Annotated in this window: 18 protein-coding genes and 1 other RNA gene; 9 read left to right on the top strand and 10 right to left on the bottom strand. The window is 41.8% G+C overall.

The genetic code is table 11. From position 1 onward, the window contains the following. The first annotated feature begins 152 nt into the window (after positions 1–152). The 3 genes from eutJ to FD12_RS10345 all read left to right on the top strand — a co-directional run bounded on the left by eutJ (position 153) and on the right by FD12_RS10345 (position 3,023). Complete coding sequence (gene eutJ, locus FD12_RS10355; RefSeq protein WP_056983015.1) at positions 153–1,028, top strand: ethanolamine utilization protein EutJ; 876 nt, start codon at positions 153–155, stop codon at positions 1,026–1,028. 376 nt (positions 1,029–1,404) lie between these two features. Further along, the gene (locus FD12_RS10350) at positions 1,405–2,157 is read left to right on the top strand and encodes a tyrosine-protein phosphatase (protein ID WP_054746504.1); all 753 of its coding nucleotides are present in this window, start codon (positions 1,405–1,407) and stop codon (positions 2,155–2,157) included. Positions 2,158–2,255: 98 nt separating this feature from the next. Then, positions 2,256–3,023 (top strand): DUF4931 domain-containing protein, encoded by a 768-nt coding sequence (locus tag FD12_RS10345; protein WP_056983011.1) that lies wholly within the window; start codon positions 2,256–2,258, stop codon positions 3,021–3,023. 106 nt (positions 3,024–3,129) lie between these two features. Here FD12_RS10345 and FD12_RS10340 read toward each other — a convergent pair whose 3' ends face one another. From FD12_RS10340 to FD12_RS10330, 3 genes are all read right to left on the bottom strand, one after another. After that, positions 3,130–4,164: a baeRF6 domain-containing protein gene (locus FD12_RS10340; protein WP_056983009.1), complete on the bottom strand. Its 1,035-nt coding sequence runs from the start codon at positions 4,162–4,164 to the stop codon at positions 3,130–3,132. A gap of 227 nt (positions 4,165–4,391) precedes the next feature. Then, the gene (locus FD12_RS10335) at positions 4,392–5,060 is read right to left on the bottom strand and encodes a TVP38/TMEM64 family protein (protein ID WP_056983007.1); all 669 of its coding nucleotides are present in this window, start codon (positions 5,058–5,060) and stop codon (positions 4,392–4,394) included. Next, positions 5,044–5,676 carry a TetR/AcrR family transcriptional regulator gene (locus FD12_RS10330; protein WP_056983004.1) on the bottom strand — a complete coding sequence of 211 codons (633 nt, stop codon included), beginning with the start codon at positions 5,674–5,676 and terminating at the stop codon, positions 5,044–5,046. Before FD12_RS10330 ends, FD12_RS10335 begins: the two co-directional genes overlap by 17 nt. Positions 5,677–5,928: 252 nt before the next feature. Between FD12_RS10330 and FD12_RS10325 the strand changes: the two genes are divergently transcribed. Together FD12_RS10325 and FD12_RS10320 are read left to right on the top strand one after the other, a co-directional pair. Continuing rightward, positions 5,929–7,434, top strand: a complete 1,506-nt coding sequence (locus FD12_RS10325; protein WP_056983002.1) for a YhgE/Pip family protein — start codon at positions 5,929–5,931, stop codon at positions 7,432–7,434. 15 nt (positions 7,435–7,449) lie between these two features. Beyond that, positions 7,450–8,376 (top strand): cation diffusion facilitator family transporter, encoded by a 927-nt coding sequence (locus FD12_RS10320; protein WP_056983001.1) that lies wholly within the window; start codon positions 7,450–7,452, stop codon positions 8,374–8,376. A 141-nt stretch (positions 8,377–8,517) separates the two neighbouring features. On the opposite strand, the gene FD12_RS10315 is transcribed toward FD12_RS10320, so the two are convergent. Together FD12_RS10315 and FD12_RS10310 are read right to left on the bottom strand one after the other, a co-directional pair. Further along, a complete protein-coding gene (locus FD12_RS10315) occupies positions 8,518–9,426 on the bottom strand; it encodes an Abi family protein (protein WP_162258728.1) in 909 nt (302 codons plus the stop codon). A 70-nt stretch (positions 9,427–9,496) separates the two neighbouring features. Next, complete coding sequence (locus tag FD12_RS10310; RefSeq protein ID WP_056982999.1) at positions 9,497–9,715, bottom strand: hypothetical protein; 219 nt, start codon at positions 9,713–9,715, stop codon at positions 9,497–9,499. Positions 9,716–10,013: 298 nt separating this feature from the next. Here FD12_RS10310 and FD12_RS10305 point away from each other — a divergent pair, with 298 nt between their 5' ends. Next, complete coding sequence (locus tag FD12_RS10305; RefSeq protein ID WP_225427244.1) at positions 10,014–10,556, top strand: VanZ family protein; 543 nt, start codon at positions 10,014–10,016, stop codon at positions 10,554–10,556. Positions 10,557–10,608: 52 nt separating this feature from the next. On the opposite strand, the gene FD12_RS10300 is transcribed toward FD12_RS10305, so the two are convergent. Then, positions 10,609–10,989: a hypothetical protein gene (locus FD12_RS10300; RefSeq protein ID WP_056982996.1), complete on the bottom strand. Its 381-nt coding sequence runs from the start codon at positions 10,987–10,989 to the stop codon at positions 10,609–10,611. A 59-nt stretch (positions 10,990–11,048) separates the two neighbouring features. Beyond that, positions 11,049–11,411, bottom strand: coding sequence for a nuclear transport factor 2 family protein (locus tag FD12_RS10295; protein ID WP_056982995.1), 363 nt, complete (start codon positions 11,409–11,411; stop codon positions 11,049–11,051). A gap of 69 nt (positions 11,412–11,480) precedes the next feature. On the opposite strand from FD12_RS10295, the gene FD12_RS10290 reads away from it, so the two are divergent. From FD12_RS10290 to FD12_RS10285, 3 genes are all read left to right on the top strand, one after another. Next, positions 11,481–11,813, top strand: a complete 333-nt coding sequence (locus FD12_RS10290; RefSeq protein WP_054746512.1) for an ArsR/SmtB family transcription factor — start codon at positions 11,481–11,483, stop codon at positions 11,811–11,813. Between the two features lie 45 nt (positions 11,814–11,858). Continuing rightward, positions 11,859–12,225, top strand: a transfer-messenger RNA (tmRNA) gene (gene ssrA, locus FD12_RS13675). Positions 12,226–12,564: 339 nt separating this feature from the next. Next, positions 12,565–13,056 (top strand): prolyl-tRNA synthetase associated domain-containing protein, encoded by a 492-nt coding sequence (locus tag FD12_RS10285; RefSeq protein WP_054746513.1) that lies wholly within the window; start codon positions 12,565–12,567, stop codon positions 13,054–13,056. Between the two features lie 141 nt (positions 13,057–13,197). On the opposite strand, the gene FD12_RS14240 is transcribed toward FD12_RS10285, so the two are convergent. The 3 genes from FD12_RS14240 to FD12_RS10270 all read right to left on the bottom strand — a co-directional run bounded on the left by FD12_RS14240 (position 13,198) and on the right by FD12_RS10270 (position 15,164). Beyond that, the gene (locus FD12_RS14240; protein WP_235809042.1) at positions 13,198–13,383 is read right to left on the bottom strand and encodes a hypothetical protein; all 186 of its coding nucleotides are present in this window, start codon (positions 13,381–13,383) and stop codon (positions 13,198–13,200) included. 324 nt (positions 13,384–13,707) lie between these two features. After that, entirely contained in the window at positions 13,708–14,307 is a 600-nt protein-coding gene (locus tag FD12_RS10275) for a TMEM175 family protein (RefSeq protein ID WP_054746514.1), read from the bottom strand. Between the two features lie 365 nt (positions 14,308–14,672). Beyond that, on the bottom strand, positions 14,673–15,164 hold the full coding sequence (locus FD12_RS10270; protein ID WP_054746515.1) for a hypothetical protein: 492 nt from the start codon (positions 15,162–15,164) through the stop codon (positions 14,673–14,675). Positions 15,165–15,251: the final 87 nt, after the last annotated feature.

The following is a 15,251-nucleotide window of genomic DNA, read 5'->3' as shown; positions in this document are numbered from 1 at the left end:
GTTGAAACGAGCCTGATATTTAAAGTGTTACAAATCCAAAGACTGCAAGCGTTTCCAAGTGAATGCTGTTATAATTAAAACAGTGATCATCCGATCATGTGAAATACTTCTATTAGTGATCGGAATACCAGTGAGAAGGATGAGGGTTGAATATGGCGATTAAACAAACAAAAAAGTCGGTACAGACTAAACAAACAGTCGATCTGAAGGCTGCGGATAAACTATTAAAGCAGTTCGCTAAAGTTGTGAACAGTGATCATGCGGTTCGAAAAGCCAAAAAAGATGAAGTCTTTAGTTGTGGAGTTGACTTAGGAACGTCTTCGATTGTTTTAACGGTCCTGGATAAAGACGACAACATCATTTACGGTGCATTTGAATATGCCAAGGCAGTGCGTGATGGGATTGTTGTCAACTACGTGGATTCAGTCAACATTTTGAAGCGATTGAAACACAAAGCGGAAGACGTTTTAGGCGTTGAGCTCACCACAGCTTGTGGGGCAATTCCACCTGGCACAGGCGAAGGCGCGGCAAAAATTGTTGCCAACGTCATCGAGTCGGCGGAACTGCAATGCAAACACGTGGTTGACGAACCAACAGCTGCTGCAAAGTTCTTGAATCTCAAGACGGGAACCGTTGTGGACATTGGTGGTGGCACAACTGGGATTAGTGTCTTCAATCATGGGAAATTGACCCAAGTGCTGGACGAAGCGACTGGCGGTTTCCATATGACCTTGGTCTTAGCTGGTAACCATAAAATTGATTCGGATGATGCCGAACTATTAAAGCGCGATCCGGAAAAAGAGGATGAGGTGTTCCCAGTTATCCGACCAGTTGTCGAAAAGATGGCCACGATCGTCAAAGATTCAGTTGGCAGTTCAATCAAGCAACCCGTTGTCGTGGTGGGTGGTGCGATTAATTTTAAGTCATTTATTCCGGCATTTAGCAAAGTATTAGGAATACCGGCGTATAAGACCGCATTCCCACAGTTCATCACCCCATTGGGAATTGCAATGTATGACCACGACTAGTGCGCGGAGCAAAGCGGTTAGCAACCGAAACATAAGACTCCTCAAATAGAAATCCCGGGTTTGGATTTTTATTTGAGGAACTTATGTGCAGGTTGGTGCTTTGCGGAGCGATCCTAATGGATGATGCCAAAGAAACTAAATTTTCGCATTGGAAATCCCGGGTTTAAATTAAGAAAAGGCTTCAATGATTCGCTCATCATTGGGGCCTTTCGTTTCGCGGTTTCATTAGGCATGGCTATTTTCGGCCAGACACACACACTCCAGGTGATTAAAATGACTCAAGTTTAAGTGATTCCAATCATGATTCACTTCCAGTGCACTTCGTGGATCAATCCTGTACAATATACACTAGATTATCAGCGGAGGAGAATGTGGGATGAATGATAAAGGAATCGTCAATTTTAGAGATATTGGTGACACCGTTGTGGCAGGTGGGTACCTAAAGCTGGGCTATTTCTATCGAAGTGGTGAAATCAGTAGTCTGAACCCTCAACAGATTTCATTTTTGAAAAATGATTGTCAGCTCGATTCAATTTTTGATTTCAGAAGCCAAAATGAAGTTGCCAAGGATCCGGATACCAAGATTCCCGGTACCCGCTATTTTAAGGATGATATCTTGGCTGACCAAACGACTAATGGTGCGAGTTTGGCGGGGATGTTTGCCAATGGCGGCCATATTCGGGACGCGATGCTCAAAACATATGAACAAATTGTGTTAAGCGATTCTGCGCAAGCAGGTTATCGTGAATTTTTCAACGAGATCATTCAAAGTCGCAAGCCAACTTTGTTTCATTGTTTTGCCGGCAAGGATCGAACAGGGTTTGCTGCCGCGGTGATCCTAAAAATGGCTGGAGCTAGCGATGAGGCCATCATGAAAGATTATTTGCTGACTAATGAACTGAGAAAAGCCGCCAACGCTAAGTTACTTGAACAATTCAAGCAAGAAGTTAATGAGCAGCAACTGCACAACTTGAGTGTTGCCCTGGTCGTCGATCAAGATTATTTATTACATGCTGAAGAGACGATTAAACAGAATTTCGGCAGTTTTGCGGGCTACTTGAAATCTGGATTAAAATTAGATAATGGTTACGTTAATGAGTTTCGACACGCTTTTGTGGCAACAAAGTAAACGCATACTTGTTTGTGGAACACGAAGTTGCTAAAATTAAGTTGATTAGAAGCGTTAATTTGGCATACCAATAAACGTCATGAGAAAAGGTGAATTCCATGGTTAACAAACCACTTGTTTTTGATTTTAACACCGCTCAGAGTAAGCCGGAGAACATCAAACATCCTGATGGGTATTGCCCGTTTTGCGATGTTGATCACTTGGAAAATATTTTGGCCAAGGAAGACGATCGAATTTGGCTGGTCAATAAGTTTCGAACATTAGAGGATACGTTGCAGACCGTCTTAATTGAATCCAGTGATCACAACGGTGGTCCGTCGACCTACTCGGTTGAACAGAACCGGAAAGTTTTCGAATTTGCGTTTCGCTGCTGGCATCAAATGATTGCTTCAAATAAATATGCCAGCGTAGTGATGTATAAGAATTTTGGCCCATTATCGGGTGGCAGTTTGCGACATCCTCATTTTCAAATTGTTGGCCTCAACCATTATGACGTTTACCAAAACGTGGGCGTTCGTAATTTTAATGGCGTCGAAGTTTCCAAAAATGAGGATCGCCAGATTACACTATCAACTGATCCGATTATTGGCTTTGTGGAAATCAATATTGCCATTAGTAATGAAAAAAAGATCGATAATCTCGCCGATGCCGTTCAAGCGATCATTAAGTATTTATTGAAAGACTACATGCATGGAACAATGACTTCCTATAATTTGTTTTTCTACAAAATCTACAGTAAGTTTTATTGTAAAATTGTTCCCCGATACGCGACTTCGCCATACTATGTGGGATATAAAATTGCCCAAGTTCAAAATATGCCGCGGTTGGAAGAGATTGCAGAGGACATTCGGCACCAGTTATCATAACTGACGGACCAAAATTAATTAAATATGTCAATATAAAACCAATAGCGCAACCATCCGATCAGGACGGGTTGCGCTATTGGCTTTTAAGGTTACAGTCGTTTTAATTTTATACCGCACTCACGAGTGGAATCGTTGAATCTTCATTCACAACAGTGACATTGGTATCTTGTGCCAATGCTTGTTTGATCATTTGGTTAATCTCAGCATAAATCTTTGGGTCATTTTGGTTGATTTCATCTCGTGAGGCAACGAATAGATGACGAATGTCTTTTGAGTTTAGCAAGTTCTGAATATTGGTAAAGTCGGTAAATAGTTTGTCGCGGAACGTTTTGGTGATAGCATCCGCGGTGTTGGTACGATTGTGCTTCTCGATTTGATCATTTACCAGCTTGGCAATCTCGGTAGGAGCCAGGTTCTGGACGGATTGGTCAATTTCAACCGGAGCAAGTGGTAAGCTGTTATTTAACTTCTTAAACAAATTAATATTCTGGGCGAGCCCCATTAAAATAAATTGATGGTTGGCCAAATCGCTGTCCTTATTGATTAAATCGATAATGAAACGGTAATAACGTTCCTGGTCAATTTTCTTTTCCTGACTGGTTTCGTTATGACCGTGATACTGGGTAGAACCACCTTTACCACTAAAGTTCAGTTCACCACCACGGATTTCAGTTCCAAGCGCATCTTGAACGGTCGCTGGATAATCCTTGACTGCTAAAGGATTAACTCGTTTATTTTTAAGTTCGTACAATTTACTATTGTCACGATTAATTTCAATTAAAGTATAGTCGGCGTTTGGCGCCTCACTCAATAACAACAACCAGTCAATGGCGTCTTCAATTCGATAATCAGGTTCATCAACACTGGTGCGAATCAGGTGATAGACCTTTGAGCCGGTTTTATCAGTGATCACCGAAATTCCTTCATAAGGCAGTTGTTGACGGGTTAAGTCATCCACGTCAGTGACAAACGACTTGAGATCACTGCCAGATTTCTTTTCGATTTCTTTGAGCATATTCTTGACCCGGAGCCGTTCACTTTGATCAAATGCCAGTTTACGCAGGTTCAGATTCAATGTAATCACTGGAGCCTGTAAATCGGGTAATTTTGCCAAGTCGGAAACACTTATAATAGTTGCCATAAATAGGACACTCCTTCGTTTAGAATTATTACAGATTGTGAAATCTATAACTACTATATTAAGTGTATCAGATTCAGTGGGGGAAGTCGCCTTTTCAGCTTGTGAAAGAGGTTACATCATTGGTACTGTTGATCTCCAACGCTGTTGAAAATAATGGGACCAATGACTAAAATCAAGAAAATAATTGCGAACCAAATAATAGATTGATCGAGCATTGACATACATCGTTACGCTGCTCGTTTCCGGTCCATTCTGATGAGCCAGACCAGGCCAACTAGCACAACCATTACGCCAATTAATAAGATCAATAGTTTGAAGTTGCCCTGAAAGAGGGCGTCACCACTGAATGAGTAGAGCGCTGAGGTCACAAGGCTGCCGGTCAAGCACAAGCCAAATAGTTGGTTAGCAGGGAACTTCAAATCGGTGGCGGCAACGTTGACTAAAAAGCTGGGAATAAACGGGATTGAATAACCAATAATAACGCCCAGCTTTGGATGACGCATATTGACGAGATCCGTATAGAGGCGGCTGGGATGTTGCTTGACCAAATGTTGGGAAATTGACTTGAGAAAGGTCGCGCCGATGAAATTTCCCATTGTGATTCCAATGACGTTAATCCCAAAACCCAGCCAGTGGCCAAAACAAACGCCTGCAAGTAGGCCAATAACGGAGGCTGGTAAGCCGGGGATAATTGAAAAGACCATTAGTAAAATCGAAAATGAGATCAGATCAACTGGCGAATTGGACTGGAAATGGTTGAGAATCCATTGGCGGCCCGCTCCCGCATTAAAGAGGGGTTGGATCTTGGGGGCAAATCGAATGATCAAGAGGCCCAAGAAAATCAGACCGATTATGGCAGCGATAATCAAGATAACTGTTTCAAACTGTTTTTTCATTTGGGACTCCTTCAGGTTGATTTTTTATGATGATTTGGGCCAGTTGTTCAGGAGTGAGGGAACGGCTTTGCTGAAAGATTTCGTAGGCCTCAGTTGGCGGCAAAATTGGGTTTTGGTTTAACCAGTAAGTAATTAAATCAATAATGCCCTGCGACACAATTTCAGTTGCGAATGAAACCGGAAATTTTGCTGGATCCCCAGAATGATGAGCTTTTGACTGGACTAGAAGCGCCTCAATCAATCGTTTGATTTTACTGACAAATTTGGTCGTCGTGCCATTTAACAGCAGGGCAGCCAGACTTCTCTGACGGTATAAATATTTGAACAACTGAAAGAAGGCATTATTCTCTTTATCGGCGGATTGAGCCAGCAAATTAAGTTCTGGTTTTGGAAACCGATTAAAAATTTCCTTGATGTTTGCCACAAGTTCATCTTCGTAATGAGTCAACAGATCATACTTATCAATATAGTGTAAATAAAAGGTTCCGCGACTAATTTCAGCTTCTTGGCATAGTTTTTGAATAGTGAGTTTATCGAATCCGGCTAACGTCACCAGCTTAATGAATGCTTTTTGAATTTTGATTTCTGTGGCTAACATTTTAGTATTCGCTTCCAATTTAATTGACCTCCAATAGACACAATGTTCACTTTGTCCTCATTAAACACCAAATGATTTCGTGATGCAATGAACAGTTCTAATGAATTTGTTTATCGGATCCGTTCCTGATAGTCTTTCAATTTCAACTTAAAGTCGTGATTATTTAAGATTTTAAGTGAACAGATTGTGTCAAATTGCATATTGTTATCACATGGGATTCCGGCTATTCTTTCAAATGAACACAGTGTTAATTTGAAAGGTGGTCATTTAATGTTAGTGAGTGAATGGAAATACTTGAAGGAACACAAAATGATTTTGGTCGTTCTAGTGGCGATCGCCTTAATTCCGGCGATTTATTGTTTTATATATTTATCATCCATGTGGAATACTTATGGCAAAATGGATCGACTGCCGGTCGCAGTGGTTAATCATGACCGGTCAGTAACAGACAATCATCGCACTATTAAGATTGGCGAGCAGCTCACCCAGCGGTTGGTAAAATCGCCAACCTTGGATTTTCATCAGGCTTCTGCCAAGGATGCGGCGGCCCAACTCCGGCATGGCAAGTATTATATGGTCTTGACCATTCCAAAGAACTTCTCAAGGGAAGCAACCACGATTATTGGGGCAACTCCTCAAAAGATGGCACTCCATTTTACCTTTAATTCCGGTCAAAACTTTATTGCATCAAAAATGACGACTGGGGCGGCTACTGCGATCAAGGCCAACGTTTCTGCCCAAGTAACCAAGCTTTATTCAACAGTTATCTTAAATGCCTTAGCTGGCGCTAACCACGGGATGAGTCAGGCAGCCAAAGCCAGCATAACGATAGCTCAAGGAACTCAACAGCTTTCTGCTGGTGAAAACAAACTCGTCGTTGGGGCTGGGGCATTGCATGCAGGCATCGGTCAAATTGCTCGCGCTAACGAAAAAGTAATAAAGACCAATCAGAAATTAAGTCAAGGATCCGCCCATTTAGCAGTTGGAGCTCAGCGTTTGATGACTGGAACTCGAACTTTGGAAACAGGGACCGGTAAACTTGCGAGTGGCAGTCAGAAGTTGGCAGGGAAATTGAACCAAGGAGCCAAGAAACTGCAACTCATTCATACCAAGCCAGCGAATGCTGATGCAGTTGCCAGTCCAGTTCATGAGGTTGTTAAGGATATTTCTAAAGTTCCAAATAATGGAACGGGGATGGCGCCGTTTGCGATTGCAATCGGGTTATACGTAGGAGCAATCGCATTAGGGACAATGTATGATGGCTTCCTGCCTCACAAAAAGCCCAGGTATGCGATGACGTGGTGGGGCAGCAAGGCTTCGGTGATTGGGGCCGTTGGGTTATTGCAAACAGTCTTATTGTTTTATTCACTCACCCAGGCTAACCGTTTAAAAGTTGAACAGCCGGTCACTTTCTTTATTGCACTCTTGTTAGGGTCACTACTCTTTCTTTCGCTCATTTTTTGTCTGCGATTATTGTTAGGCGGGTTTGGCACGTGGCTGGTTTCGATCGTATTGGTTCTCCAGTTGGCCGCTTCAGGCGGATTGTACCCAACCTACCTGACGAATTCGTTCGCTAAATCCTTAAATGAATGGCTGCCGATGACTTACCTCATCAATGCGTTGAGAAGCCTCATATCCACACATCAAGGAATCTCGATGGATTTTATTGTCATGATCGGCCTGATTCTGTTGTTTAATCTCGCGATAATTGCCCGGTTTAAGTTGGGCTTACATCAAAGTATGATCGAAATTGAAGAGGATCCACGGACTGCATAGAAGGGGGATCAGAGAATGTCACAACTAAATAAGCTGAAGCAGTCCAAGCTGGCAATCAAGACTGGTGAAAATGCCAGTCAAGCCAGAAAAATGCTATTCGTGAATTTATTGGTTTATGTAATCATCTCACTTGCGGAACTTGAGATTGGCACTCTTGATCATTCGGTGGCTTTGATGGCCGATGGGGAAAATAACTTCACGGGAATTGTGTCAGTATTGTCATTAATTGTTGGCCTGACATTTTCAAAACGGCCATCTGATGACTATCACGTTGAAGGCCACTGGCAATACGAAAATCTCGCTGTTTTTCTTGCCGGGCTCACCATGTTTATCGTTGGCTTGAGCTGTCTCTGGAATGGTGGGGTGAAATTAATTAATTTGGCAAATGGTCGAACTGGTAGCCAGTTAAACGGTCGAGCTGCCTATATGGCAATCGTTTCAGCCGTGTGCATGTTGGGACTTTCGATTATTAATGAGTTTGTCAGTCACAAATTGACCAGTGCATCATTGGCCGCATCAGCCCGAGATTTTTTCAGTGATTCGTTAACCTCGTTTGGAACCATGCTAGCGATCGCTGGGGCCACGTTTTTGCACATTGATTGGGTGGATTCAGCTGCCGCAATTCTGCTGGGCGGCTTTATCATTTATAATGGCTCAAAAATTTTAAGCACTAGTGCCGCCAAACTTTCGAACGGATTCAGTCCGACAATCAGAAAACAGATGGTTAAGGCTATTCAAGCAATCCCTGGGGCAGGAAGTGTGACGTTCATTGATGTGAGATATTCGGGCAATAACCTAGTTGTCACGGCAGAAATTGAACTTGCCGGTGAAACGAAGGTTGTCCAGTCTTATGGCCTTTGTAAAGAGATCGAGCAGCTTCTCCAGCGTCAGTATCCAATCCTTTATTGTTGCATTCAAGTAAGGCCAAAAAATTCTGGCTAAATTGATCGTAATTCTCTTGAAATACCCATCCCTTAAAATAAAAAAAGAACCCGCGAACAAATCGCTGGTTCTTGATAACTAACGGTTGGCAGTGCCTCGGTTAGCGAGCGGAGAGCCGCTCTTTCATTAAGTCGTATCCTACTAGTGATTATTAATATAGTCAATTAAAACGGTCAAAATCTGCTTAAAAGTATTCATATTAACGTTATCTGAGTACCAATCCCGATGCTTGTTGAATCGCTCAATCAGGTAGTCTCCGGTTTGGCGGCGGTGGGCATCGAGTGGTTGGCTGCGCAAAAGCTTATGAAGATAAAATAACGAAACGAGGTCGTTAATTTTCCAGTCATGCAAGTATTGTGACGAAATGCCTAACGTACGGGCAGCGGTTCGAATCGGGGCGGCTGGTTTACGCAAAAATGTTTTGTCTGAAAATAAGTTGACCAGGATTGGGTTGTTGTGGGCGCAAGCGTTTCGGATGTTTTTGGCGTACTGTAAATAATTATGAATTTGCCGGGTTACTTTTGAGGAGGTCCGTTTGGTATAGAAATCGACAAATAATACGAGGGTGCCGAAGGTCGTGCCTTCAAAGAACAGCCAAATAGAAACCTGGTCGGAACGTGGTTGAAATAAGTCTTGTAGATACTGGCTTTTCTTCAAATGATCCATTGTCTTGCCATACTCAAATTTATTTTGCCGGCCAAAGTCCTGAACGATCGAATAGCCGTCTTCCCTTGGATCGTTGGCAATTAAGGCCATGAGCTTTACTTTGATTCGATGCTCAATGTCGAGGCATAGTTGCATCAAGTATTCACGAAGATGGAAATCCAGCGAGGACACATCAACGAGGTAAGCGAAGTCTAAGTTCTGATATTGTCCCTTGATCTTTGGGAAATTATCCGCGTATAAAGACAGTTCGAAATAATAGTTGTCATGTTCCAGAATTTGGCGGGCCTTTGTGGTTGATACCTTGTTAAACACAATCCCTTTGCTCTTCATCGTCTTAATTAATTGACTAGTTGCCAGCATCGGTTTGCGATTACTTGACGTCATCCCAATCATCCCTTCATTCAACCCGAGAAAAATGCTCCTGGCGATCGGTCGCCGAGAGCATCGCCAATGCTTATTTTTGGTCTTTTAACAGGATTTTCAACACTTCATATACCAGTGAATTGGCATATTCCATCGAGGCCTTGTCGCCGTTCTTAACTAATTGCGCCAGCTGATCGGTTGAATCACCGGCCGTTGGATTGTACCGACCGCTTTTGACCCGCTCATTATGACGAACGGTTGCTGCCTGAATTGCGGAACGGATTAGTTCCTGTAATTTTTCATCATCCATTTGAATTGCCACCTTTCACGCTCATTATAGCAAATAAGTGTCGATCAAGCGGGTAAATGATAGCTTAGTGATTTCGACGAATTAGAATCCACTCTGAGTTAAAGATAGAGGTCATTAGAATGGAATGCTCACATTCTATTTGGTGGCTTTTTTATTTACGATTGAGTCGCAACTGGTTCTTACGTTTTTTATAAGCTAAGCGGCTGATCCACCTATTTAAGATCCATTTAACCCACCTTCAATAAACTACTTGTAATTAGAAAATTAGTTTGATGATCAGTCTGAAAGGAAGGTGCTCATGATGGTTCGATGGATTCCGTTTTTTATGAATGTCACTGCGTTGATGATTTGGTTAAAACTGCAATCTCGGCGCTTGTCCCAGTTGTCGTTGTGGCAGCTCATCACGGTCATTTCGGCAGTGAGTTATGTCATGGTGGTCGGGTACCTCACGTTGGCACCGACCTCGAATGCCTTTGTAACCGATCAACAAGTTGCCCCGATGATGATTGATAAAGCACCCGTGAACTTGATTCCATTTTGGAGCACGTCGGCCGATTTTTACCAGAACGTGTTGATGATGATCCCAATGGGCGTGTATTTGGCACTATTATTGCCGAACTTCAAATTCAAAGATATGATGTTAACCGGGACGCTGATTGGCATTGGGATTGAAAGTATGCAATTTGTATTAGACCAGGCAATCAATTTGTTGCGTTGGGTTGACATCAATGACATATTGACAAATGCGGTAGGGGTTATGCTTGGTTGGCTTTTAATGAAGGGATTGGCTCACACAAGGATCGATCATATAATTAGAAAATTTAGGGTTGACCTTTATTAACCGGCATTTTGTTAGATAACAAAAAAGAGCCCAAGTTCGGCTCCTTCATCCTTCATTTATAATAATTGCCCCAATAGCGATCGTATTTACCTTTGACCCCAGAGTTCGCCATATGATGACTATTGAACCATTTAAAGTAGCGGTTGGTCCGTTTTTTGCTGTATAGCGGCTCATAACCGTTAATTACGTAATAATGGTGGCCGAGATATTTATAGCGGGTGTTCTTAATGTAATCTGGATCAAATCCGGTGGCGTAAGCGGAAGTTTTAGTAATCTTATAAGTGAATGTGTGATGAAGTGATCTATTGTAAGACTTCCAATATCCCCTCAATGCAGTTGGAGTCCCTCGATGCCAACTGGCTGCTTTGGTTGTTGATCCAAAAAGCGGTAATGCGAGTGCGACTGTTGCAAGTGCCAATAATGTTTTTTTCATCCAATCCCTCCTTAAAACCATCATACCCTGAAATGAGGTGGCCGAGGCATTTAATTCGACTACTCAGAAATCTCTACCCAGAGTGTTTGGATTTGGCCCTTTGAATTAAAAGTGTAAGTGTCGTAACCGTGAAGGGCAAATAGTTTACCAGTTTTCTTCCGGCCTGAAACTGCCCATTCTGCCTGATACTTGTTGCCTTTGACAAATACTCTGCAGAGATGCTTTAACTGTTCATTGCGTTCAAAGAAAGCTTGAAAAAAATGCCTGATATTTATGATACCAGTGCAAGTGTCTCCGGTCGCGCTTCGGACGGTTGAATCATTCGCAAAAAGTTTGATAATGGAATTGAGCGCTTCTTGATCGCTGGATGCTTGATCAGATAATTTGAAGTATTGGTTAATTATTTTTTCTGGTTGATTCATATTGATTCCTTCTTTCAACTGTTTAGTATATACTAAACAGTTGAAAAATAAAGGCTGTGAGGTGAGAAAATGGCAGAATCGCAATTACCCGATATTGATTTGAAAAATATTCCTATCACAAAAATCTTGAAGTCATTAAGTGATCCCACCAGGCTGGCAATCATTACCGAACTTGAAAATAATGGAACCGAAATTTCATGTGCGGAATTCGAACATTTAGGTAAAAAAAGTAATCTTTCTCAACATTATCGGAATTTAAGACTATCGGGGCTGATTTCTATTAGGCGAGAAGGCCGGCACAGTTATTTAAGCTTGCGAAAGGACGACCTGGACAAAGAATTCCCTGGTTTGATCGAAAGTATTGTGAAAAGCACAAACAGGCACAATTCTATTGGATTCTAATCACTTCTATATTTGGACAATCTATGATAAGATATCTATTGTATCGGGGTCGTTATGGATTCGACGGGTATAGGTTGAGCCTGGATTGCGTTTCGTGCAGCGTCACGTTAAACCGCCCAGTTTATTATAACTGCAAAAAATAATAACAATTCTTACGCTTTAGCTGCCTAATAAGCGCTTAACGTAGATCCTCCTAATCTCGCCCATGGGTTAGATCTGGGTCCTAAATTTAGTGGGCTCACGCAAATTGCTCCCACCTGAAGTGATTTGAAGAGACTAATCAGGTTAGCCTACTGTGGGTGCCTTGATTTATGGCGTTTCAGTAGGTGAACTTTAAATAATAGATCTATGAACGTAGATATCTAGGTGGCGATATGCTCGGACGCGGGTTCAACTCCCGCCGACTCCATTGATAGTAAAAAGCCAGTCGTAATTAATGCTTAAAACGTTGATATGACTGGCTTTTAATTTTTCTCCTAAATTGCCAAATATCACCAAATGCAATTTGGTGATATTTTGGCATTCATTTTTGAATCAATTAACCGTGGTAGGGATGGGCTGTTATCCGTTTTGGATAGCAGCTTTTTATTTTGTTTTAACCTTTATAAACATCCCGTCTATAAAATTTGCTGTCTTTGAGTTAGTTCATATTGTTGAGAAACCGCCTTCACTTACCTCTAAGCATGTGATAATCTTAATAATAAGATTAGTAAAAACAAAAAATGTCTGGATATGAATAGGAGCGGATAAAATGGATCAATTTGAATTAGTTAAATCAACCCTTGATAAGATGGGCATTTCTTATGATATTGTTGAGCATCCAGCAGCCCATACCACTGAAGAAGCTGATGAATACATAAAAGGCAAAGCCGGCGTTCGGACGAAGACAATGTTCATGACTAACAAGAAGAAAACGGATTATTATCTTCTGGTTATGGATGATGCTAAGCGGCTTGATTTTCATGAGTTCCAAGATTTAACTGATACGAAGCGAATCAAAATGGCATCATCGGACGCACTTATGGAGAAAATGGGGCTGGAGCCTGGCGTCGTTTCAATCTTTGGTTTGATTAACAACCATGAAAAAGATATCCATGTTTATTTTGATCAAGCCATTCTGGATGAAGAGATCTGGACATTTCATCCAAACGTCAACACGAGAACGATCTTTGTTAAATCTCAAGACGTTCTGAAATTTGTCAAAGAGATGGGCTACACTTACACAATATTAGATTTGGACTAACCGGAAAAGTTGACTGGACGTAAAACGCTGGGTTTCACTGATTGATTGTGAAACGCAGCGTTTTACTCGTTCAATTATGATTAGGCCATGCCAATTTTCACTTGATAATTGGGTTATGAGAAATTCAGAGGAAAGCATCACTCACATCAGATATGCCTGATAGCCCAAGACGATTGCCAGCCCGATTGCGAAAATTCCAATCGCCGTTTTGATTGCTTTGGAGGGGATGAACCGCACAATGATTGGACCAATGTAACCACCCGTGAACAGCCCGATCAGTAGCGGGATGATCACTGCCCAATCGATTCGAATCATCGAAATAAACATGGTAGCTGCCACAATGTTATTACAAAATGACGCGAAGCTTCGCATAGAATTATAAATGGCATAGTTTTCTTTAACAATTTTTGAAGGAGACGGCAATCATCAATAAATTGGGTGCAACACCGAAGTAACCGTCATAAATGCCGACCAGAAACATCCTTAACTAACTCATTTCAGCGACAATTGGAGTGCTCAAATATTGCTTTAACTTTTTCTCTGGTGCGTAAGACCATCATCCTAGCCAACAAACTCATCAGTACGCAACAAATAATTGACAGCGCAATTCTCCACTTGCATTGTTGCTTTTGGTTACATGCTGATCATGCATTAGTTAAATAACTGGTCGCTGTCTTTGTTAAAGCGCGCGCCAACAAAAATGATCGACAACGAAACGATGACCATTTGAAGGGCTGGGATATAGATAATCGCAACAATCGAAGCGATGATCTGAAGACTTGCCCATTTCCAGTTACGCATAAACCGAAAAATAGCCATTGATCGAATGCTCTGTGCAGCGTCCCACTGGTGGTCTTTTTTGTTAGCCCTCACAAGCATGAGAGATAGGATAAAGTATGCTACCGACCAAAGCAAGTAGACCATAAAGTAAAAAATCTCAGGCCCTTGCTGGTTTAATCCTTTACCAACCCAAGCAGTTGCGACTGGCAAAAATGACGTTGCAAACATCCAAAAGTTATTTGCCCAGTAAACATTTTGACTGATCCATCTGGTCTTTGAAAACATATAGTGATGATTGTACCAAGCCACGCCGATAAATAAATAACCAATTGCATACGAGATCAAATAAGGTACCTGATCCAAAATGGCACTAATCGAAAATGATTCTGGGGTTTTAAATTCCAAAATCATAATTGTCAAAATAATTGCCAAAACTGCATCTGTGAATGCTTCAACTCTTCCCTTGTTCATCGTCTAACTCCTTAGGACCATTTATTCATAATATACATCATTTGCTCTAAGGAGTTATATAAAAGGCTCGAAATAAAAATCATAGATCAACCTGTAGTGTTTTTGAGGTTAGTAGCTGTGATTTCTAAATCAATGGAATCATCTACCAAGCTCTGGCTGATAGTATTATTGAGGTTGCTAGCAAGCACCGCATGGGGGAACGTGGATCAGTTTGCTAACTAGTTTGTCATGAGTTTCCGTCAATGGAAGGACATAGCAAGCTAAGTTGTGGGCACAGCCTGAAACGGATCTTCAATTCATGCTTACACTTGTCAATATTATGATGATCTAACAGAAACTTTCAGATAATAAAAAGCCCTCAGATTTTACTGAGAACTGGTTGAAGCATTATTTAGCTGCCGAAGTTCCGACATCAGTTGAATCAATTGGGCATGGTAAACATCTGCCCGTAAAGCTTCATTTTGAGCGCTGAACCAATATTGTTTGGCCGGGGCAACATAGCTTTCAGGAACTTGATATTTATTGGCAATTTGCTGAAATGTCGTCGGATTATCAGCTGCTTGTTGCAATCTGTATAAAGGCTCTTCCTCAATAATGCGGACGACTTGTGGGCGGACCGCTTCCGGTAGTTTTGGTTCCACTACCTTGACGACGGTTCGCTTGATTGGCTTATCTAAAATGGTGTTGGTTTGGCGTTGGGCATCGGTGAGTTCATGCACCTGGTGACCGATGTAAAAGGCTCCACCTAGGATGACCAATAAGACAGCAATTAAAATATAGAGCTTTGTGTGTTTAGAATGTTTATTTTGTTGCTTCGATTTTTGCCGTTGAAGTCGCGATGGTGTTTGGTCTTGCATAAACCACATCTCCTTGGAATCGTTCTATCACAAGTTCAGTTTAACATTGATCTGGTGAGGTGGCGGGGTTGGCGATCGGAATTTGGG

Source organism: Lentilactobacillus rapi DSM 19907 = JCM 15042 (assembly GCF_001436255.1).
In the GTDB taxonomy this organism is placed as follows: domain Bacteria; phylum Bacillota; class Bacilli; order Lactobacillales; family Lactobacillaceae; genus Lentilactobacillus; species Lentilactobacillus rapi.
Note: the sequence above shows the minus strand (reverse complement) of the source record. Positions and strands in the feature narration are given on the sequence as shown.